Below are 20,921 nucleotides of genomic sequence, written 5' to 3' on the forward strand. Positions count from 1 at the left end.
CCGGAATCCCCTTGACGGGAAAAAGGGCCTCGCGTATATGCCCTGCTTCCTCGTGCGGCCTCGGCTGCGCGAAAACCAATTCTATCGAGTTGACCGAGGATTAGAGAAATGGCGCGTCGTTGCGAAATCACCGGTAAGGGTGTCCAGACCGGCAACAATGTGAGCCACGCGAACAACAGGTCGCGCCGCCGGTTTCTTCCGAACCTGCAGCAGACCTCGCTGATGAGCGATGCGCTCGGCAAGATGGTCCGCCTGCGTCTCACCACGCATGCGATCCGCTCCATCGAGCATAATGGCGGTCTCGACGAATTCCTGATGAAAGCCAAGAATGCGCAGCTCGGCGTCGACGCCCGCGCGCTGAAGCGGCGCATCGAGAAGGCCGTTGCCGCGAAAGCCGCCTAAGGCTTTCCCGTCTTTAAAGAGTTACGAAAACGCCCGCTTTCAGCGGGCGTTTTTCTTTTGTGCGGATGTCGAGGGTCTGGGGTTGGCTAGATCTTCTCCAGTCCGCACCAGTCGGCGATGAAAAGCGCCATTGCCGCGGTCACGCGCCGGACCGACGGCAGGTTCACCCGCTCGTCGAAGCCGTGCACATTCTCCGCGATTGCCCCGTACACATAGGCCGGGGTCTTGTTGTAGATCCCGTGGAACCGTGAGTCGGTCAGCGCGGTCGAGGCGCGGCGGCCCGCCTGGCTGGCGAACACCGTCTCGTGACACTGGTCGAGCAGCGTCTCGCCCGGCGTGCCTTCAGGCAATACGTAGCCCGGCGAGAGGAAGCCCTGCCACTCGATCTCGGGCGGGTTGTTCGCGAGGAAGGTATGGGATCGCGAGGCGGTGGCGATGGTCTCGGTCAGCCGCTTCTGGATTACCGCCGGATCGACCCCGGGATAGAGCCCGACGCGCACCTCGAAGGTGCACCAGGCGGGCACGCTGGAGGTCCAGTCTCCGCCCTTGATCTGCGAGATCACCACATTGATCGGGTGCGGGTTGTCGGCGAAGGCCGGGTGCTTGTTTTCCGGCAGGTTGAACTCTTCCTCCAGCTCGTGCAGCGCGTTCCAGAGCGGCACGCAGGCCTCGATCGCGTTCTGTCCGCTGCCGGCATGGGCGACATGCACCGGGATCCCGGCGACCTTCACCCGCATCCAGACGACGCCGACCTGCGCCGAGGTCAGGCGCTCCCCTGTCGGCTCGGGGATCAGCACCGCGTCCGCCCGGTAGCCCCGCACCAGGGTCGAGAGCGCGCCGTTGCCGGTGCATTCCTCCTCGATGACTGACTCGAAATGCACTGGCGCCGCCGGCCTGTAGCCGGCGCGCCTCAATCCTTCGAGGGCATAGAGGGCACTCACCGTGCCGGTCTTCATGTCGCCGGCGCCGCGGCCATACATCCAGTCGCCGTCGATCTCTCCGCCGAACGGCGCGCGGGTCCACATCTTCTCGGGGCCGATCGGCACCACGTCGACATGTCCGTTCAGGATCAGCGAACGGCCATTGGGATTCTCCGGCCGCCAGGAGGCGACGACGGTGTAGGCGTTCTCGTAGGACACATCGACCGGCGAGAAACCCGGATGTTTCGAGATCTCGTCGGGGTCGATCCGCCACATGTCGACGGCGTAGCCGAAGTCCCGGGCGGCGCGGGCCATCAGGTCCTGCGCGGTGGCTTCCTGGCCGCGGGTGGACGGACAGCGCACCAGTTCCTGGCTCAGCTGAAGCTGTTCGTCGAAACCGTCATCTACCGCCCGCAGGATAGCGGTCGCAACGCTCTGTTCTGGCATGCTCAATCCTTCAACTGGTCTTGCGATCCGCCTTGTCCGGTTCGGTCCGCCGTGGCAGGTCGAACAGGAAGAGGCACCGCGGGTGGGTAGTCGCTTACGTGTGGGTTGCAATCGGACGATCACCGTTCGATCCTGTCGCATCGTTTGCGCTGTGGCAAATGTCTCGATTCCAAATCAAGCTTGGCGAGCACGGATTTGACGGCTGGAATTCCCCCGATTAACGGTCCGGAAAATCCCCGGAAGGAACTGCGCGAGACTTACTTCCGGGCCGTGCGCGCCTACCAGGCGAACGATCTGGCGGGGGCTTCCAGGCTTTTGCGGGATATTCTTGCGGTCGATCCACACAATATCGACGCCCATGAATTGACCGGTATCGTAATGCTCGCCGGAGGGAACCACGCATCGGGCTACCAGATCCTGAAGGCGGTGGCAGGCGTCAAGCCGACGGATGAATTGGCGCAGTTCCGGCTCGCAGAAGCGGCCGAGACTATGGGGCAGGCAGATGTGGCGGATCGCGCTCTGCGCCGGGCCGCTCTGGCGCATCCGCAATCCGGCGGTGCGCAGCTCAGGCTCCTGAAATACCTGCTGGCGCGCGGTGCGGCGTCGAACGCTCTCGTTCATGCCCGGCGGAACGTCATCCTTGGTGATTTCTCCAGCCAGGCATTCTCCATCCGCGCGAAGATCCTGTGGGGTCAAGGCGACCTAGGGGCCGCGCGCAGCGATCTGAAGCGGTCGCTTGTCGTTTCGCCGGAATTTTCCGGAGATATGCTGCCGCTGGCTCAACTTCATCAGAATGCAAACGACGTCAACGGCGCCGAGAAGCTTTATCGGCAGTTTAGCAAGATCCTGCAGCCGCGGGATCCGCAGGGCTGGACCTCCTACCAGGACCTTCTGTGGAGCCGGCGGCGCGGCGGCGAGGCGACTCCCCTGCTGAAACGAGCCCTGATCCTGGCGCCCGCGGAGCCGATCCTGTGGCAGCGGATGGTCAACGCCGAATGGCAGCACGAAGACCCTAGTTTCGCGGCCACTGCGGCGGCGATGTGCGGCCGGGACGATCCGCGCGCCTGGATGCTGGTGATCCAGTTGCTGGCGGGCCATGTGCGGGGATCCCAATTCGCCGTACGGGCCGGCGAAGCCCTGCGCCGCGTACGGCTCGGGGCGGAGCGCTCCCCGCAGACGCGGTTCTTCCTCGCGGAGATGTCCTTTGCCATGGGAGACCTGCAAGCGACAGAGGTCGAATTGCTGCGTTTCTTCCGGGAGGTCAGCGACGGGCTCGAGCGCCGCACCCCCTCAATAGAGCACGATATCGGGTGTCTGTTGTTTCTGTATTTCCTGCTGTTCCAGGCGGAAATCGAGGACTGCGCCCGGTTTGCGGGATTGGTCGATCCGGCGCTCGGCGGAGATTCGGAAAGTTGTTTCAACTTCAGGAAGCTGAAGCTGCTTCTCGGTATGCTGACCGCTTACAAGGAACAGCCCCACGTCTGGAAATCAAGCAAGCGGCGCATTGTCTCGCTGCCCGTCTGGGGAGCGAAATATGTCGATATGTGGTTGAAATACAGCCTGCGATCGCTGTTCGGGGCGGAGAACCGCAAGCTTTGGGAGACCGGCGAGACGGTTTTCCACTTCTTCACGACGCCGGAAGACTGGAAGCGGCTGCAGGCCGATCCGGTATTCCGGCGTTTTTGCGGCCGCCACCCGGCGGTCTTCCTCGATGTGCGCCCGATCCTGCAATCCGGGCTCCAGGCAAGTTCCTATCAGGCACTGTCCCTCAGCCACTGGGCGTCCATGTTCCTGGCACGCGACGAGGAGGCGGACTTCATCGGGCTCGTGGCCGACTATATTTTCTCGGACGGCTCGATGGCCTACCTCGCGGAACGGGCGGAGGCTGCCGGTCTTAATGCGGCTTTCACGGTCGATCTCTGGGTCGCCGGGGAGGCGGCGGAACCGGTTTTCGACGGCATGATCGCCGCCGACGGCTCTCTCAGCATATCGCCGGAGGAAATGGTTCGGGTCTTCGCGGATAACAGTTCCGCGCGGATCTATTTTAACGCGGCCGGGCCGACGCTCGATTCCATCCCGTCCGATCCGTCGCGGCTCTTCACACGTCTTCCGAACGGGCTTCGGATCGACAATCTGCAGCCGCAGCTGTTTTTCGCGACGCCGGAAGTGCTGAAAGGCTTCTGGTTCCCGCGTCTGCCGATGACGGATAACGGTTTGGTGGATTTCGTTCTCATGTCGACCGGCAGCCTTGAGAACAGCGAGGTCCTGGTGGATCCGCAGAGGTTCGGCTGCATCGTTCTCGATTACAATGAGGAAGAGCGCGCGAAAACGGGTCATTACCCAGCCCGTCTAAAGAGCCGGAACTGCGTTCGGGATCTTGCGGAGCAGATTGTGCGCAGCAGGCTCTGGAGTCCGGGGAGGCAGTGGGCGCTGCACAACCCGCTTTATGTCTCCTTCGACGGCGCGCCTCCCCAGACGCAGGACGCCAACCAATTCATGGAGGCTGTGCTGTCCGGCCTGCCTGAACCGCAATCCTTCGATCAGGTCGATATGGTTGCGCAGGTCGGGCGTGACGCGTTCCGGCGTTTCCTTGCAGAATGGAAGAGCGCGGACTGAGGCCCGCCGTTGGAGATTCCGCTCAGCGAGCGCCGCGCGGTCCGCTTGTCTCGAACAGAACCCACACCGCCGCCGCGAAGGTCAGCGCCGCGCCGCCCTGATGCGCCGCCCCGAGGGACACCGGTACCTGGGCAAGCAGGGTTGATATGCCGAGCGCGACCTGGATCGCACTCATCCCTGCGAGCGCATGAATGGACAGCCGGGTGCGGGGCGCCAGGTCGCCGGAACGCATCGCCCGAACAAGGAGCCAGACGATCGCGGCGAAGGTGAGGATGGCGATGACGCGGTGATTGAACTGCACCGTTGCGGGGTTCTCGAAGATGTTGATCCAGAACGGCTCGGCGAAAGCGTAGTCCGGCGGGACGACATACCCGTTCATCAGCGGGAACGTATTGTAGATCAGGCCCGCATCGAGCCCGGCGACGAAGGCGCCCGCGATCACCGTCAGGGCGATCAGATGCAGCACCGCGACGGCATGGCGCCGGAGGTGCCTGTCCCCTTCGCCGGGAAGGCGGAGCAGTCCGAGTACGGTCCAGAGCAGCGCGCCGAGAATGACGAAGGCGACGCCGAGATGGGTGGCGAGCCGGTACTGGCTCACCGCCGGATTGTCGACCAGACCGCTTTTGACCATCCACCAGCCGATCACGCCCTGCAGGGCGCCGAGCAGGAAGAGCAGGCCGAGGCGCGGGTAGAGCGCGCGGCGGATCTTGCCGGTGACGGCGAGGAACAGGAACGGAACGGCGAAGGCGACGCCGATCAGGCGGCCCCAGACCCGGTGCAGATATTCCCAGAAGAAGATCTGCTTGAAGTCGTCGATGGTCATCCAGGAGTTGACCTTCTGGAATTCCGGCGTGTCCTGGTAGAGCGAGAAGACCCGGTACCATTCCGCCTCGCTCAGCGGCGGGATCCAGCCGATCAGCGGGCGCCATTCGACCATCGAGAGCCCCGACTCGGTGAGGCGTGTGATGCCGCCGATCACGATCATCAGAAACACCATGACGGCAACCCCGGAGAGCCAGTAGGCGACCGGCCGGTCGGCTGCGGCATGCTCCGGATAGGCGGGGCTGTAGGACGGGCTGGACGGGGTCACGCCACTCTCCGTTTGGACAAAACGACCGGCGGAATGTGGCGTCGGGTGCGGCGGAGGTCAAATGGATGCAATGCCGCACCCGAAGGAAAGATGTCAGTGGAGCCGGAATTCGATGTCCGCGGCATTGAAGTTCGCGGTTCCGGTCAACGACCCGGCGCAGATCTGGACCGAATGGATCTGCGCTTCGATATTGAGCCGCCAATGATCTAGGAAGCGCCTCAGGCGCGGGAATTTAGGAACGACGTCGTGTGTTTGCCAGACGAAACTCTGCAGAAGATCCGGATAGTCCGGCATGCGGTAAAGAATCTCCGCGGTGGTCACGCGGCGCTCGAAAAGGACGACAGGCTCAATCGACATTCATGAACTCCATCAATTGTGACTGCGGAAATTTTGATGTAGAACAGCGGCGCCTCGCAATAAATAAATGAAATCAAATAATTAGCAGCATCTTGGCGTGATTGCTGCCAGAGGTTTCTTGCCCGTATCCCGCAAGATTCCGTTTGGAAACCGGCTGCTGCGGCCCCATCTGCCGGTCTCGTGCGGACCGCGTCCCGCTGCGTCGCGGTCCGAAAATTTTTCCAGACTCGCTTGGCATTTCCTTGACAGCTGTTTCGCGCTTCCCTACATCGTCAGCACTCGCCGTTGGTGAGTGCTAATAATTAGGTTCGCCACGGCGAGCGCTCAGTTAGAAAACGTCACAGAGACGAGTTTTTCGGAGGTTATGGCATGAAGTTCAGGCCATTGCATGACCGGGTTGTTGTCCGTCGCACTGAAGGCGAGGAAAAGACGGCCGGGGGCATCATTATTCCCGATTCCGCCAAGGAAAAGCCGATGCAGGGCGAAGTTGTCGCCGCTGGCTCCGGCGCGCGCGATGAGACCGGTAAGGTCCAGCCGCTCGACGTCAAGGCCGGCGACAAGGTTCTGTTCGGCAAATGGTCGGGCACCGAGGTCAAGATCAACGGCGAAGAGCTGCTGATCATGAAAGAGTCCGACATCATGGGCGTTCTGGAATCCTAAGAAAGGACTGATCCATCATGGCTGCTAAAGACGTCAAATTCGGCACCGATGCACGTACGCGCCTCCTGAAGGGCGTCGATGTCCTCGCGGATGCCGTCAAGGTTACCCTGGGCCCGAAAGGCCGCAACGTTGTTCTCGACAAGTCCTTCGGCGCCCCGCGCATCTCCAAGGACGGCGTAACCGTTGCCAAGGAAATCGAACTTTCCGACAAGTTCGAAAACATGGGCGCACAGATGGTGCGCGAAGTCGCCTCCAAGGCGAACGACATTGCCGGTGACGGCACCACCACCGCTACGGTTCTGGCTCAGGCCATCGTGCGCGAAGGCTCCAAGGCCGTCGCCGCGGGCATGAACCCGATGGACCTGAAGCGCGGTATCGACATGGCCATCGAGGCCGTCGTCGCCGACATCCAGAAGCGCGCCAAGAAGATCTCCACCTCCGGTGAGGTCGCTCAGGTCGGCACCATCTCCGCCAACGGCGAAGCCGAAATCGGCGAAATGATCGCCAAGGCGATGGAGAAGGTCGGCAACGAGGGCGTGATCACGGTCGAGGAAGCCAAGTCCCTGCACACCGAACTCGACGTCGTCGAGGGCATGCAGTTCGACCGCGGCTATCTCTCCCCGTACTTCGTCACTAACGCCGACAAGATGACCTGCGAGCTGGAAAGCCCGTACATCCTGCTGCACGAAAAGAAGCTCTCCAACCTGCAGGCGATGCTGCCGGTTCTCGAGCAGGTCGTGCAGTCCGGCAAGCCGCTCCTCATCATTGCTGAGGACGTCGAAGGCGAAGCGCTCGCGACTCTCGTCGTCAACAAGCTGCGCGGCGGCCTGAAGGTTGCTGCCGTCAAGGCTCCGGGCTTCGGCGATCGCCGCAAGGCCATGCTGGAAGACATCGCCATCCTGACCGGTGGCACCGTCGTCAGCGAAGACCTCGGCATCCAGCTGGAGAACGTCACGGTCGACATGCTCGGCACCGCCAAGCGCGTCCAGATCTCCAAGGACGAGACCACGGTCGTCGACGGCTCCGGCAAGAAGAAGGACATCGAGGCCCGCTGCAACCAGATCCGTGCGCAGATCGAGGAAACCTCCTCCGACTACGACCGTGAGAAGCTCCAGGAGCGTCTCGCGAAGCTGGCCGGCGGCGTCGCGGTGATCCGCGTCGGTGGCGCCACCGAGATCGAGGTGAAGGAACGCAAGGATCGCGTCGACGACGCGATGCACGCGACCCGCGCCGCGGTCGAGGAAGGCATCGTCCCGGGCGGCGGTACCGCCCTGCTCTATGCCGTCAAGGCCCTCGACAAGATCAAGCCGGAAAACGAAGACCAGAAGATCGGTGTGAACATCGTGCGCAAGGCCATCCAGGCCCCGGCACGCCAGATCGCCGAGAACGCCGGTGAAGACGGCGCGGTCATCGTCGGCAAGATGCTCGAGTCCAAGGACACCGACTGGGGCTTCGACGCCCAGAAGGGCGAGTTCACCAACCTGGTCAAGGGCGGCATCATCGACCCGGCCAAGGTTGTGCGCTCCGCGCTGCAGAATGCCGGCTCCGTTGCCGGTCTGCTGATCACCACGGAAGCGATGGTCGCCGAGAAGCCGGAACCGAAGGGTGCGGCCGGTGGCATGCCGGGTGGCGGAATGCCGGACATGGGCGGCATGGGCTTCTAAGCCAGCCTTCCACATATTTCACGAAGAACCCTCCAGGGGTCTCCCTGGAGGGTTTTTCATTTCAAGAAAGTCCTAAGCCTACTGCTCGGGGAAGTCAGCTGTCCGGATGTGCTGGAGCCCTGCCTGGGTGGGGACCATCAGCGCTAATCGCACCGAGCGAATTTCCCGGCCCTCACATGCTGCGATCAGGCGGCCCATCCTGCGGCCTCAAGGAAATTGGCAGGAATTCGCTCATGCAGAATGTCCTGAGCCCGCTTGAGCTGTTCGGTCGTAAAGCTCTCCCGCCATTCTTCCGTCTTGCCACTTCGGAAGTGATTGCGCTCGGTCTTGTATTGATCCAGGTCGATCATGTTGAGCCGCATCGGCAAGCCGTAAAATCGAACGATTTCCGCGATGGTCAGTGTCGGGTCTTCGACAAGATTTTCGTAGGTTGAGATATGGATCTCCAATCCATCGCGTTCTTCTCGAGCGCGAATCCAATCTCCCACCCAGCTTGCGCGTAGAGGAAGATCTATTTCGAGATCTCTTTCCAGACGTTCCTGCCGGTTTTCTGGCGAGGCGCGTTCGGCAGCAGCATTAATGAACAGTATGTTTTCCGTCTCTGCGGCCTGTTTTTCAGCATGGAACGCCTTGGAGACAATTGCCTGTTCGGGCCTGCGCACGTGAACCGCGATCTTGGTAACCCCGGCGTCTTCCAAACGATCCAGATTCTCATTGCTCGCCGGCAGGTGTTCTTGTGTGAGTGCTCCTCCCCGTGCGAAATGCTCGGCCCATGACGGGACTACCTTGTCGATCATTGCGCCATCCAGGGAAATACGACAGGTCGGGAGATCGAACATGTCGATGAACGCGGACACCAAGGTCATGCTGCCGGATTTATGCATCGTGTTTAGGAAGATGCTGGGTAATCCTTCGGCGATTTTCTCGTCCTGCTTCTCCTCAAACCAGTCGCGCTTGCGGTCGGCCGGTGGTGTATCAGGATGGCGAGGCCATATATTCCAGTGAAAGTCCGGATTCCTTCGGTGCCAGTGTTCCAATATCTGTACTGCTAAATCGTAACCGTTTTGCGCGACTATGAGCCTGTGCCAGATGGCGTAATCAAGCTCGGTCATGACGCTCGGGTCTGTCGCCAGAACGATCGAAAACAGGGCGGCTGCTTGGCTGTAGTTCTTCTTGTGCTGAGAAATCAGTGCCAGTTGTTTCAAGTAGTTGGCGTCCGGACGGATCTCTCCATTTAGCGCTGCCGTAACAATCGAACTGAGTTCCTGAGAATCGATTTCGAATTCGAACTGCGAGGATGGCATGGATATCCCTCTGTTGTTCTGGGCAGCAGTGGATTGCTGCTATGGAGAGGGCTGAAAATGTCTTAAAAGCCCAATTATCTATAAATAGTATGGTTAATATATCGAATTATGCTTGTGGTCGATACAATTAAATCGATAATAAATATGTTTAAAGTCGACTAATTAAATGCATTCGGCGTGGAGTGTCCCCCTGCATCTTGAGACTGCCCCGCGTATGATCAGTTGGGATTGTGGAGATGGCGGATTGGCCAACTGCTTCGGGCCGCAATTGGATCGATGGCGATTTGACCCGGTCGAGAGGATGTTGAAGAAGAATCTTCGAAAACTCGGTCAGTTGAGAACCGCCCGGGCAACGATGTAGAGCCCGAGAGCAAGGACCCCGAGGAAGAAGACCTTCTGGAAAAGGGTTTCAGAGAGCCTGCTGCGGATCTTCTGTCCGAGCACCATGCCGAGGATCGCCGGCACCAGACCTAGAGCCGAGACCATGCCGAGTTCGGCGCTCACCAGGCCGCTCTGCCCGAGTGAGAGGGCGAGGGCCGCGGTTGATAGCAGGAAGAGCATTCCCATTCCCTGCACCAGCATGTCGCGGGTGAGACCCAGTGCCTGCAGATAGAGGACGCCCGGGACCATGAAGGATCCGGTCATTCCGGTCAGGATCCCGTTGACTGTTCCGAACAGCGGACCGCTCCAGCGTGCTCTCTCCGGAGAGAGGGAAAGCCGGAACCCGGCGAGGCCGCTGACCGCATAGGCGACCAGCAGCAGTCCGAGAAGTGCGGAGAGATAGGAAAGGTCGACGCGGCTGAGGGCCTGTGCGCCGATCCATATCGTTACCGTTGCGGTGGCGAGGAACGGCCAAATCCTTTTGAGGATGGCACGCGCATTTCCGCCGGCGGATGCCTGCCAGATATTGGTGGCGAGAGAGGGCGCGACCAGAAGTGCCATGGCGCTTGGCAAGTCGAGCAGCAGGGTCATCAGGCCGAGCGTCACGGTGGGCAGGCCGAGGCCGATGACGCCCTTGACGGTCCCTGCAAGCAGGAATGTTCCGGTGACGGCGGCGAGAAGGGCCGGATCGTATTGCATGGCCGGCAGTCTACCCGCTTCGGGTGCCGCGACAATCCGCAGGCGCTAGACGAGTGCGCATTTGCGGAAGGTTTCGAGACACGTCCTCTCGTCGACAAAGTGGTGCGTCCGGAAGCCAAGTTCATTTGCCGTCTCGATATTTCGCTCTGAATCGTCGATGAAGAGCGTGCGCCCGGGAATGAGGCCGAACCGCGAGACGCAGAGTTCGAAGATCCGCGGGGCCGGCTTGATCATGCCTTCCTCTCCGGAAACCACCACGCCGTCGAATTCCCGGAGGAAGCCGAAGCGTTCGCGCGTCTCGCGGAAGGTCTCCGCGCCGAAATTCGTCAGGCCGTAGACCGGGATGCCGGCTGTTCTCATCCTTTGCTTGGCCGCGACGATGCCGTCGAGCGGGCCCGGAATCATTTCCTGGAAGCGGCCATAGAAGGCCTCGATTTCCGACCGGTATTCCGGATGGAGCCGGATCAGTTCGGAGGTCTGTTCTTCCGGTGACCGACCGAGATCATGCCGGATGTGCCAGGGAGTGGTGCAGATCGTGCCGAGGAACCATTCGACGCGCTCCTCGTCGGGCCTGCCGTCCGGCGTGCGGAAGATCTTCCGGTAGAGATGGCGCGGGTCCCAGTGGATCAGAACATTGCCGACATCGAAGAGAACGGCTTCGACGGCGCTCATTCCAGATCCTTCGGCACTTCCGCGATCTCGAGGATCAGCGAGGAAATGTCGAGATCGCCTTGCCCTCCGTCGACCAGGGCCTCCCAATGTGCGGCATTGCTGTCGAGGCCGCCGAGCGTCAGCCCCGCGGCGCGGGCGAGCTCCTTGGCCTGCGCCGTCAGTTCCGCCTGCATCCGGACGGTGCGGCCGGCGCGGAACTCCCGGTCCGCCATCCGACGTCCGGTCTCGTTGAGCACGGCGCCGCCGACCGCGCTGTCCGCGAGGGCGGCGAGCAATGCCTCTGCTTCGACACCGGAGGCGGCGGCGAGCGCCAGACCTTCGGCGAGCGCCTGCACCATCTGGCCGTGGATTGCGGCCCCGCAAGTCCGGATCGCCTGGCCGGAGCCGACGGGGCCTGCGTGAAGAACTTTTTTCGAAAGCACGTGAAGGACCGGCCAGATCCGGGCGAAGGCAGTGTCCTGGCCGCCGACGGAGAGCGTGCCGCCGAGCGCAGTTTCGGTAATCGGCGCGTCGATCCAGAGGCGCCCGCTCTGCCGCACCCTGTCCGCGAAGGTGCGCGTGATCCTGGGGGCGGTTTCGCCGATATCGACAATCAGCCCTTCCGGAGGCGTGCCGTGCAGGATGCCGTAGCGGTCCTCGTCCGGGTCGAAGATCACCCGTTCGAGCGCCTTGTCGCTATTGACCGCGACCAGCGTCGCCTCCGTATAGCGGGCGACATCCCGCGGGCAGGGCTCGACCTCGATAAGCGGATGCGCCTCCGACAGCCCTACTGCTTTCGCGGTGTTCTGGCTCCAGACATGGAGGCGCGCGCCGTTTTCGGTCAGTTTGCGCGCAACCGCGAGGCCGCGCCGGCCGAGGCCGATCAAACCGATCCGTCTTCCGTCGAGTGGCTTCTGGGCCGACATGGCGCGGCCCCCTCCGATTAGGGTCTTGCGTAGCGCGCGGCCGAGCCGCGTTCGATCGCGGCCGCCGTCAGACGGTCGACATTCAACTCATGGCGCAGAATTTCGAGAAACCGCAATTCTTCCTGGGTCGCTGTACCGTCTGCCGCGACAACGTCGCACGCGAGTGCATAGGCGGTCGGTCCGAGATTCTCCGGCAGAGTGCGCTTGATCTGGTCGACCGCCGCGTCGAGCCCGTCCGGCTCGCTCAGCAGGTCGATGCAGGAGCCTGCGATCTGGCCGAAATTGCCGATCTCGAACTCCTGGAAGATCGGCAGCACATTGATGATTTCGCTGATCGTCTCCAGTTCCTCGTCATCGACGCTGCCGTCTGCAGCCGCGCTCAGAACCATGGCGTAAATCAGTGCGGAGTGAGTGGTGATCATCGCTCGCCCGGGCTTTCCATTTGCGTTACCTCCCAAGGATATAGCCGCTCGGGAGCGCCAGCGATAGCCTCGAGTGGAGGCAAGCGGCGAATCCCGGACCGCGCGGACGGGTCTCTTGCCATGTCCGCGCTTTTGTCCTGGCGGCAAGGGACGCTAATCTGCAGTCCATTCACGTCAGGAATGTGGCAGGCAGGGGATCAGGGCGATGGCAAGAATTCCGGAAGATCCGTTCGAAAACGGTGGGCTCGCGGGTTTTGCGCGCGACCTGCGCGCGGGGCGGACCAGCAGCGAGGCGGTGACACTGGCCTGTCTCGAACGCATCGACGCGCTCGACGGAAAACTCGGCGCTTTTCAGCATGTCGCGGCCGAAACCGCGTTGCAGACCGCGCAGGCAATGGACGGCCTGCTGCGCGCCGGAACCGACCTCGGCCCGCTCATGGGAGTACCGATCGGGGTCAAGGACATCTACGCGGTGGACGGCATGCCGACGACCAACGGCTCGCTTATCGAGTCCGCCGACATCACCGGGCCGGAAGGCACCTACGTCCAGCGTTTGAAAAAAGCCGGCGTGGTCATTCTCGGCAAGACCAAGACGGTTGAATTCGCGCTCGGCGGGACGGGCCAGAACGAGGCCCGGGGCATGCCCTGGAATCCCTGGGATCTTGAAACGAAGCGCATCCCGGGCGGGTCCTCCAGCGGCTCTGGCGTGGCGACGGCGGCGGGCCTTTGCGGCTTCGCGCTCGGCTCCGATACCGGCGGCTCGATCCGGATTCCCGCATCCTTCTGCGGCCTGTCCGGTCTCAAGACGAGCATCGGCCTGATCCCGACGGACGGCGTGTTCCCGCTCTCGCCGACCCTCGATACGGTCGGCGTGCTCTGCCGCTCGGCGGAGGACTCGGCCATCGTCCATGCGGCGACCACGGGTATTCCGGTTCCGGAGGCTGTCTCGCCCGATACGCTTCGCCTCGGCCTGCTGCGCGAGTTCTTCTTCGAGGATCTCGACCCGGAGGTGGAGGCCTGCATGGACAAGGCGCTGAGGGCGCTGGTCGAGGCCGGAATCTCGATCGTTGAACTCGACAAGAGCGACCTGCCGGACCCGACGGAGCGGGAGACGATCTTTCCGCCGATCGTGGGTACCGAGATCCTGGCGAGCCTCGGCGTTGACCGTTTCAAGGCGGGCCGCAACGGTATGGACAGCGTCACCGCGGCGCGCGCGTCGGTTGGCCTGGACGTCTCCGCGATCGACTACGCGCTGGCGCTGCGCCGGCACGAGAAGCTGAAGAAGCTGGCGGACGAAGCGGTGCGCCCGCTCGATGGGCTGATCGCGCCGACCACCGCAATGGTGGCGCTTCCGGCGGAGGCCCTTAAGGAGAAGGAAGGCGGCGCGAGAGGGCTCGCCGCCTCGCGCAATACCCAGCCGGGCAATCTCTGGGGCATGTGCGGCATCTCGATCCCGATCCAGCAGTTCGGCTCTGCCCTTCCGGTCGGCCTCCAGGTGCTGTGCAGGCGCGGCATGGACGCCCATGCGCTCTCCATCGCTCTCGCGATCGAGGGGATCGTCGGACGGCCGAGGATGCCGCTTATTTCCGGCGCGGCATGACCGGGACTTAGGGCCGGGGCCTAGTGCCCCGTGCCGACCTGCCCGATGCGGAGATCGTAGTCGCTCGCGACGCCGTAGACCGGATCCTCGTCGTCGCGTTCTTCGACGAGCTGCCCTGCGCGGCCCAGCAGGGCTTTGCAATCGCGGCTCAGATGCCGGAGCTGCAGGCGTTTGCCGAGCTCGTCATAGCGCTTGGCGAGGCTTTCGATCGCCTGCAGGCCGGAATGGTCGACCACCCGTGAATTCATGAAGTCGATGACGACGCGCTCCGGATCTTCCTTCGGCGTGAACTGGGCGAGGAAGCTCTCGGTCGAACCGAAGAAAAGCGGGCCGTCGAGGCTGTAGATCTTGGCGCCGGATACGTCGATGCCGGAGACCGCATGCATCCGCGTCGCCGCGTTCCAGGCATAGAAGAGGGCGGCCAGAATCACGCCGATCACGACCGCGATGGCTAGGTCGGTAAAGACGGTGACAATGGTGACGAGCACGATCAGCAGCGCGTCCTTGCGCGGAATGCGGCGCATGATGGTCAGGCTGCGCCAGGCGAAGGTGCCGATCACCACCATGAACATCACGCCGACCAGGGCCGCGAGCGGGATCTGCTCGATCAGGCTGGAGGCAAACAGGATGAAGCTCAGCAGGAAGAGCGCGGCGGAAATGCCGGAGAGCCGGGTGCGGCCGCCGGACTTCACGTTGATCACGCTCTGCCCGATCATGGCGCAGCCGCCCATGCCGCCGAAGAAGCCGGTAACTGTGTTGGCCATGCCCTGGGCGAGGCACTCCCTGGAGGCGCCGCCCTTGGTCTCGGTCATGTCGGCGACGACGTTCAGGGTCAGCAGGCTCTCGATCAGGCCGATGGCGGCGAGGATCAGCGAGTAGGGCAGGATCACTTCGAAAGTCTCGAGCGTCAGCGGCACCATCGGGATGTGGAAGGCGGGCAGGCCGCCCTCGATGCTGGCGAGATCGCCGACCCGCGGCAGGTCGAGATCGAAACCGATGACGATCAGTGACACGATGCCGACGGCGGCCAGCGGCGCCGGGATGAATTTGGTGATCCGCGGCACGACATAGATCAGAGCCATGGTGACCGCGGTGAAGCCGAGCATCAGATAGAGCGGCTCGCCGCTCATCCAGGCGGTTCCGCCTTCCGGAGTCTTCACCTTGAACTGGCCCAGCTGGGCCAGGAAGATGACGATCGCGAGGCCATTGACGAAGCCGAGCATGACCGGGTGCGGCACCATGCGGATGAACTTCCCCCAACGCATCACGCCCGCGAAAAGCTGCAAGAGTCCCATCAGGACCACGGTGGCGAAGAGATATTCGACGCCGTGACGCGTGACGAGATCGACCATGACGACCGCCAGCGCACCGGTCGCGCCCGAGATCATGCCCGGCCGGCCGCCGAACACGGCGGTGATCAGGCCGACGATGAAAGCGGCATAGAGGCCGACCAGCGGATGCACATGGGCGACGAAGGCGAAGGCGACCGCTTCCGGAACAAGCGCGAGGGCGACGGTGAGGCCGGAGAGGATGTCCGTCTTGATCTGGCCCGCGGACAGTTTCGTGTCCTTGCCGTTATTCTGGCTCGCGGATGACAAACGCGTCTTTATCGCCTGCAGCATGGGTGCGCATCTCTCTCGAAGTCGATGGATGTCCGGGATTTTCCCGCCCACTCTTCCGTCCCTCGAAGCTTCGGCCCGGGGACGCATGAGAAGGCGTCCGTTCTTGCCTCATAATACAGCAATGCTGACCTATCTCAATATTATTGTGCAGCGCAACATTGCATGGGAGGCTTGCGTGAGGAACGCAACATCCCGGTAATTCATTGATTAAACGTTAAATTTTACCTGGAGTTGGAAAGTCGTCGCCGGGCTATGCTTCTCTCTTGCCTCGAAGGCATCGCCGTTCCCGGACAATTGATCCGCGCGAGCAGGCTCTGCGTATCCGGTTCTCAACAAGGAGAAGAACACATGCGCTGCCAGGAATGCGAACACGTCGACGATATCATCTTCGATCGGACCCGGTTCTGGTTCTACATGCCGACGGCGGAAGCTTTTGCGCGGGTCGCCTCGGTCTTGGGGCGGCGCGAGATCGAGTCTCGGGGGATCGGCGGGAACTGTCTGGAAGCATCCGTGGCGCGCGACGACGTCGACAGCGTGATGACCGCGCTGTTCGGCGAGCTCAACAAGAAAGAGCTGAAAGAGACGAAGGTCCTCACGACAGCGGGCGAGGATCCGACGCCGCTGGACATGACGCGGGTGATCAGCGCGGATGTGTTCGTCAACCGGTACAAGGGCCAGTGGCTGGTCGAGGCCATAGAGGCAGAACTCTACGACACCTGGTATCAGCCGATCGTGGAAGCCAAAGCCTCCTCTGCCGACAATCCGTTCGCGCTCGAAGGGCTGTTCCGGATGCGGGACCGCGACGGCAACAATATTTCACCCGGCTATGTGTTCAATCTGGCAGAGCATGCGGGACTGCTGTTCTCGCTCGACATCGTCGCCCGCACCTCGGCTGTCCGCCGCGCCGCGCAAGCCGGTTACAGAGGACGGATCTTCATCAATTTCAATCCCTCGAGCATCTACGATCCGGCCTACTGCCTGCGCACGACCGCGTCGGCCGTCGCGGAACTCGGACTGAAGCCGGCGGACATCACCTTCGAGCTGACCGAGACCCACCGGATCCAGGACAAGGACCACCTGAAGGGTATCCTCGCCTTCTACAGGCAGGCGGGTTTCAAGGTGGCGCTCGACGATATCGGCTCCGGCTGGTCGGGGCTCAATCTGCTGCACGAGATGCGCCCCGACTTCGTGAAGATCGACATGGACTTGGTACGGAATATCGACCGCGACCCCCTGAAACAGTCGATCGTCGGCCATCTGATCTCGATTTCGCGCGAGCATAATATCGAGGTCATCGCCGAGGGCGTCGAAACCGAAGAGGAAGCGATTCTGCTGCGCGAGGCGGGGGCAAACTATCTGCAGGGTTACCTGTTCGCCAAGCCGGCGCCGATCGACACCATCCTGGGCAAGACGTAAGCCGGTCAGCCCGCCGCGTAGTCGAAGATGTCCTCTTCCTGGGCATTGTGGATCCGCACCAGTGCATCGACGGACTCGATGATGCGCTGGGCATCGCGGATCAGGTAGCGGTCGGCCTCGTCCTCGCCGACGCCGCTGACCAGCCTGTCGAGCAGGCGGCCGAGATGCTGGATCTCGCGATGCGCCCGGCTCATCGCCGCCAGCCCGTGCGCATTGCCGAGATGCGGCACGAGTTTCGGATAGACATTGACCTCGTCCTCCCGCTCGTGCGGGACGATATCCTCGTTGATGATCCGGTTCGCCTCGGCGATATGCGCCAGCGCCTCCGCGCCTTCGGCATCGTCGAGCGCGTCCGCATGGGCGCGGAGCTGGTCGAGCCAGGCCTCCACCTCCTCATGCTCGTCGCGCAGCCGCTGGGCGGCCTCTTCCGGCAGGCTCGGTTTCATGCCGAGGCCCGGCGGCACCAGGGCGCGGAGCGCGTTCAGGATCACCGCGACATCAATCCCTTCCTGCAGGATGGCGCCGGCGACCGGGGTCAGGTGGCCGGCAGCCGCGAAGCCCATCGCGACGAGCGACATGACCATACCGGCGACGATGCTCTCCATCGCGATCCGGCGCGAGCGCTTGGCGATGGCGAGCGCATCCGCCACCCGGTCGAGACGGTCGATCAGCACGACGGCGTCGGCGGCCTCGGAGCTGGCGCTGGCGCCGCGCGCGCCCATGGCGATTCCCATGTCGGCGGCGGCGAGCGCGGGGGCGTCATTGATGCCGTCACCGACCATCAGGGTCGGATAACGCTTCTTCTCGAATTCGACCGCATCCACCTTGTCCGCCGGAACCCGGTTGGCGAGCACGGCATCCAGATCGAGCGCGGCCCCGATGGTTTCCGCGGCATCCGCATGGTCTCCGGTGACCATCACGATGCGGCCGATCCCGGCTTCGCGCAGCGCGCGGATGGCGCGGGGCGCTTCCCGCCGGAGAGAGTCGCCGAGCAGGAGCGCACCGACAAGCGTGCCGTCGATGGTCACGAAGACCGACAGTGCGGAGCGCCAGGACGCCCGCCGCTGGGCACGGTCGACCCAGGCGGCGCGCTGGTTGCCGCCGGTGGTCATCGTCAGGCTGCCTGCTGAAACGCGTTTGCCCTCGACCATGCCGGTCAGACCCGCTCCAAGCTCCTCGCGGATGTCGGTCGGGGGCACCAGCGTCATGCCGCGCGATTCCGCGGCATTGACGATGGCCTGGGCGATCACATGATGGGAGGCCTGCTCCAGACAGGCAGCAAGGCGCAGCACTTCGGTCGGATCCTGGCCGGGCGCGGTTTCCACCGCAACGAGACGCGCGCCGCCGACGGTCAGCGTCCCCGTCTTGTCGAAGAGGATCGTGTGGGCACGGGCGAGGGCTTCGAGCGCCATCCCGCCTTTCACAAGCACCCCGCGACGGGCCGCGAGCGAGACTCCGGAAATGAAGGCGACGGGCGCCGCGAGAATCAGCGGGCAAGGCGTGGCGACGACCAGTACCGCAAGGCCCCGGACCGGGTCTCCGGAGATGAACCATGCACCGCCGGCGACCACCACCGCGAGCGGCAGCAGCAGCAGGGCGAAGCGGTCGGCCATGCGGATGAATGGCGCCTGCGCGGTTTGCGCCGCCGCGACCATCGCGACTATGCCGGCATAGGTACTTTCGCTTGCCGTCGCGGTTGCCTGCAGGGTGAAGGGGACGCCGGAATTGACCGCGCCGCTCCTGACCGGCTCGCCCGCATGGCGTTCGACCGGGATCGGCTCGCCGGTCAGCGCCGATTCGTCGATCGTCGCCGTCGCGTCGGCGCCGGTTTCCAGAATCACGCCGTCCACCGGGATCACCTCGCCGGTGCGCACCAGCAGGCGGTCCCGTTCCGCGACCAGCTCGACTTCGATATCCTCGAGCGTGCCATCGACGTACCGGTGCGCGACGCGCGGCGCGCGGTCCGTCAGGCTCTTCAGGTTGCGCTCGGCGCGGGAGACCGCGAAATCCTCGAGAACGTTCCCGCCCGCATACATCACCGCCACGACGACGCCGGCAAGCGTTTCCCCGAGGGCCAGCGCGGCCGACATGGAAAGCAGCGCGACGGCGTCCACGCCCATGCGGCCGGCGAGCAGCGCGCGGGTCATGGAGACGGCAAGGGAGATCACGACCGGAAGTGTCGCCAGACCCCAGATCCAGGTGGAGGCGGCGTCATGTCCGGTCTGCCAGGCAATCAGCCCGGCGGCGAGCCCTGAGGTCGCGACCGCAATAAGCAAGCGGCCGAGAAGGCGTTCCGATATCATGATTGTCCCCGGCCACCCGTTGCGCTTACGCCGAGCTTATCGCAAAAAAGACAAGTGGCGGGAAGCGCTCTGGAGGTGCCTGCGACATGCAGTACAAGGAAGCCAAAACCCGGCGCTACAAAAAGGGGCAGCTGGTCTTCGCCGAGGGCGACGAGGCTTTCGAGGCCTTTATCGTGCTTCTCGGCTCGGTCGAGATCTCGATCGGTATCGGCAAGGGCCGCAAGGTGCTCGACGTCATCACCGAGAACCAGATGTTCGGCGAGATGGGCGTGATCGCCGATATTCCCCGCACCGCCACGGGCCGATGCCTGGAAGATACCGAACTCGTCGTCGTCGACCGCTCCCTGATCGAGCCGAAGATCCGGGAGATGGATCCCTACATCCGCTATCTGATGGATTCGCTGATCTCCCGTCTCGTCCGGACGTCGCACGGCATTCGCCCGGAGCGCAAGGGCGTGCCGGGCGATCTGCCGGAAGACGACACAGTTCTGGAACCCCGGGAGGAAGGAGAAAGCAAATGAACAAGATCTGGCTTGAAGCCGCCGTGAACGGTCCCTGGACTCGGTCGCGGCAACCGTCGATCCCGGTCTCCCCGGAGGATATCGCCGCCGACTGCATCGCCTGCGCGAAGGCGGGCGCGGCGATCCTGCATTTCCATCCCTACGATGTCGCGACCGGCCTGCAGGTCGACACCACCGAGGCCTATGCCGAGGTGATCGAGCGCGTGCGCGAGGTGAACGAGGACGTCATCATCTACGGCACCCTGCCGATGGCGGGCCTGCCGAACGTCTCCGACGCGATGAGCCCGGCCCAGCGTTTCGCCCATGTGAAGGGCCTCGCCGAGCGCGGGTTGATCGAGTGGAGCGTGGTCGACCCCGGCAGCACCAACATCACCCACGATGCCTGGATCGCCGAGGGCCGCGAGGGCTTCACCTATTTCAATCCGGAGAGCCATGTCCGCTACGGTCTCGAACTCTGCCGCAAAAAGGGCCTCAATCCGAGCTACGCGATCTACGAGCCCGGTTTCATCCGCCAGGGCGCGGCCCTGCACCGGGCTTTCCCGGGCTGCCCGACGCCGCTCTACCGCTATATGTTCTCCGACCGCCTGACCTTCAGCTTCCCACCTGAACTCTACGCGCTCGAAGCCTACAACACGCTGCGTGAGGAGGAGGCCCCCGGCACCCCCTGGATGGTCGCCGGCCTCGCCGTCGATATCCGCCCGCTGATCGCGCCGGCGGTGGAGCGCGGCGGCCATGTCCGCGTCGGACTGGAGGACCAGCCGTTCGGGGTGGATGTCACGAACGTCGCGCTGGTCGAGGAGGCGGCGAAGCTGATCGAGGCGGCCGGCGGCACGCTCGCGACGCCGGACGAGGTGCGGGCGGGGCTGCGTTAATCCGCACTCCCCTTACGTCGTCATCCCGGCTCTCCGGCCGGGATGACA

18 protein-coding genes are annotated in these 20,921 nt (G+C 63.3%); 8 read left to right on the plus strand and 10 right to left on the minus strand.

From position 1 onward, the window contains the following. Window positions 1-108: 108 nt before the first annotated feature. Window positions 109-402 carry a 50S ribosomal protein L28 gene (rpmB, locus tag JJ959_RS10045; RefSeq protein WP_292882923.1) on the plus strand — a complete coding sequence of 98 codons (294 nt, stop codon included), beginning with the start codon at window positions 109-111 and terminating at the stop codon, window positions 400-402. Between the two features lie 86 nt (window positions 403-488). On the opposite strand, the gene JJ959_RS10050 is transcribed toward rpmB, so the two are convergent. Beyond that, window positions 489-1,769 carry an ArgE/DapE family deacylase gene (locus JJ959_RS10050; RefSeq protein WP_292882926.1) on the minus strand — a complete coding sequence of 427 codons (1,281 nt, stop codon included), beginning with the start codon at window positions 1,767-1,769 and terminating at the stop codon, window positions 489-491. A gap of 195 nt (window positions 1,770-1,964) precedes the next feature. On the opposite strand from JJ959_RS10050, the gene JJ959_RS10055 reads away from it, so the two are divergent. Beyond that, entirely contained in the window at window positions 1,965-4,385 is a 2,421-nt protein-coding gene (locus JJ959_RS10055; RefSeq protein WP_292882929.1) for a hypothetical protein, read from the plus strand. A gap of 22 nt (window positions 4,386-4,407) precedes the next feature. Here JJ959_RS10055 and JJ959_RS10060 read toward each other — a convergent pair whose 3' ends face one another. Together JJ959_RS10060 and JJ959_RS10065 are read right to left on the minus strand one after the other, a co-directional pair. After that, window positions 4,408-5,475, minus strand: a complete 1,068-nt coding sequence (locus tag JJ959_RS10060) for a COX15/CtaA family protein (protein ID WP_292882932.1) — start codon at window positions 5,473-5,475, stop codon at window positions 4,408-4,410. A 93-nt stretch (window positions 5,476-5,568) separates the two neighbouring features. After that, the gene (locus JJ959_RS10065) at window positions 5,569-5,832 is read right to left on the minus strand and encodes a Usg family protein (RefSeq protein WP_193183879.1); all 264 of its coding nucleotides are present in this window, start codon (window positions 5,830-5,832) and stop codon (window positions 5,569-5,571) included. Between the two features lie 369 nt (window positions 5,833-6,201). Here JJ959_RS10065 and groES point away from each other — a divergent pair, with 369 nt between their 5' ends. Both groES and groL read left to right on the plus strand, forming a co-directional pair. Beyond that, complete coding sequence (groES, locus tag JJ959_RS10070; RefSeq protein ID WP_193183878.1) at window positions 6,202-6,492, plus strand: co-chaperone GroES; 291 nt, start codon at window positions 6,202-6,204, stop codon at window positions 6,490-6,492. 17 nt (window positions 6,493-6,509) lie between these two features. Beyond that, window positions 6,510-8,156: a chaperonin GroEL gene (groL, locus tag JJ959_RS10075; RefSeq protein ID WP_292882936.1), complete on the plus strand. Its 1,647-nt coding sequence runs from the start codon at window positions 6,510-6,512 to the stop codon at window positions 8,154-8,156. Window positions 8,157-8,341: 185 nt separating this feature from the next. Here groL and JJ959_RS10080 read toward each other — a convergent pair whose 3' ends face one another. The 5 genes from JJ959_RS10080 to JJ959_RS10100 form a co-directional block, all read right to left on the minus strand. Beyond that, window positions 8,342-9,460, minus strand: coding sequence for a sulfotransferase domain-containing protein (locus JJ959_RS10080; RefSeq protein ID WP_292882939.1), 1,119 nt, complete (start codon window positions 9,458-9,460; stop codon window positions 8,342-8,344). A 330-nt stretch (window positions 9,461-9,790) separates the two neighbouring features. Continuing rightward, the gene (locus tag JJ959_RS10085; protein WP_292882941.1) at window positions 9,791-10,540 is read right to left on the minus strand and encodes a sulfite exporter TauE/SafE family protein; all 750 of its coding nucleotides are present in this window, start codon (window positions 10,538-10,540) and stop codon (window positions 9,791-9,793) included. Between the two features lie 45 nt (window positions 10,541-10,585). Continuing rightward, window positions 10,586-11,212, minus strand: a complete 627-nt coding sequence (locus JJ959_RS10090; protein WP_292882944.1) for an HAD family phosphatase — start codon at window positions 11,210-11,212, stop codon at window positions 10,586-10,588. Further along, on the minus strand, window positions 11,209-12,117 hold the full coding sequence (locus JJ959_RS10095; protein ID WP_292882946.1) for an NAD(P)-binding domain-containing protein: 909 nt from the start codon (window positions 12,115-12,117) through the stop codon (window positions 11,209-11,211). The genes JJ959_RS10090 and JJ959_RS10095 overlap by 4 nt, the downstream gene beginning before the upstream one ends. Window positions 12,118-12,134: 17 nt before the next feature. Beyond that, window positions 12,135-12,539, minus strand: coding sequence for a tellurite resistance TerB family protein (locus JJ959_RS10100; RefSeq protein WP_292882949.1), 405 nt, complete (start codon window positions 12,537-12,539; stop codon window positions 12,135-12,137). Window positions 12,540-12,744: 205 nt separating this feature from the next. On the opposite strand from JJ959_RS10100, the gene JJ959_RS10105 reads away from it, so the two are divergent. Further along, the gene (locus tag JJ959_RS10105) at window positions 12,745-14,139 is read left to right on the plus strand and encodes an amidase (protein WP_292882950.1); all 1,395 of its coding nucleotides are present in this window, start codon (window positions 12,745-12,747) and stop codon (window positions 14,137-14,139) included. A gap of 20 nt (window positions 14,140-14,159) precedes the next feature. Here JJ959_RS10105 and JJ959_RS10110 read toward each other — a convergent pair whose 3' ends face one another. After that, window positions 14,160-15,761, minus strand: a complete 1,602-nt coding sequence (locus tag JJ959_RS10110; RefSeq protein WP_292882953.1) for a SulP family inorganic anion transporter — start codon at window positions 15,759-15,761, stop codon at window positions 14,160-14,162. A gap of 348 nt (window positions 15,762-16,109) precedes the next feature. Here JJ959_RS10110 and JJ959_RS10115 point away from each other — a divergent pair, with 348 nt between their 5' ends. Then, complete coding sequence (locus JJ959_RS10115) at window positions 16,110-17,177, plus strand: EAL domain-containing protein (protein WP_292882956.1); 1,068 nt, start codon at window positions 16,110-16,112, stop codon at window positions 17,175-17,177. Between the two features lie 5 nt (window positions 17,178-17,182). On the opposite strand, the gene JJ959_RS10120 is transcribed toward JJ959_RS10115, so the two are convergent. Next, a complete protein-coding gene (locus JJ959_RS10120) occupies window positions 17,183-19,480 on the minus strand; it encodes a heavy metal translocating P-type ATPase (RefSeq protein WP_292882959.1) in 2,298 nt (765 codons plus the stop codon). An 86-nt stretch (window positions 19,481-19,566) separates the two neighbouring features. Between JJ959_RS10120 and JJ959_RS10125 the strand changes: the two genes are divergently transcribed. Next, a complete protein-coding gene (locus JJ959_RS10125) occupies window positions 19,567-20,001 on the plus strand; it encodes a cyclic nucleotide-binding domain-containing protein (RefSeq protein ID WP_292882962.1) in 435 nt (144 codons plus the stop codon). Beyond that, window positions 19,998-20,873 carry a 3-keto-5-aminohexanoate cleavage protein gene (locus tag JJ959_RS10130; protein WP_292882965.1) on the plus strand — a complete coding sequence of 292 codons (876 nt, stop codon included), beginning with the start codon at window positions 19,998-20,000 and terminating at the stop codon, window positions 20,871-20,873. The genes JJ959_RS10125 and JJ959_RS10130 overlap by 4 nt, the downstream gene beginning before the upstream one ends. Window positions 20,874-20,921: the final 48 nt, after the last annotated feature.

This window comes from Nisaea sp., from assembly GCF_017640745.1.
GTDB lineage: Bacteria > Pseudomonadota > Alphaproteobacteria > Thalassobaculales > Thalassobaculaceae > Nisaea.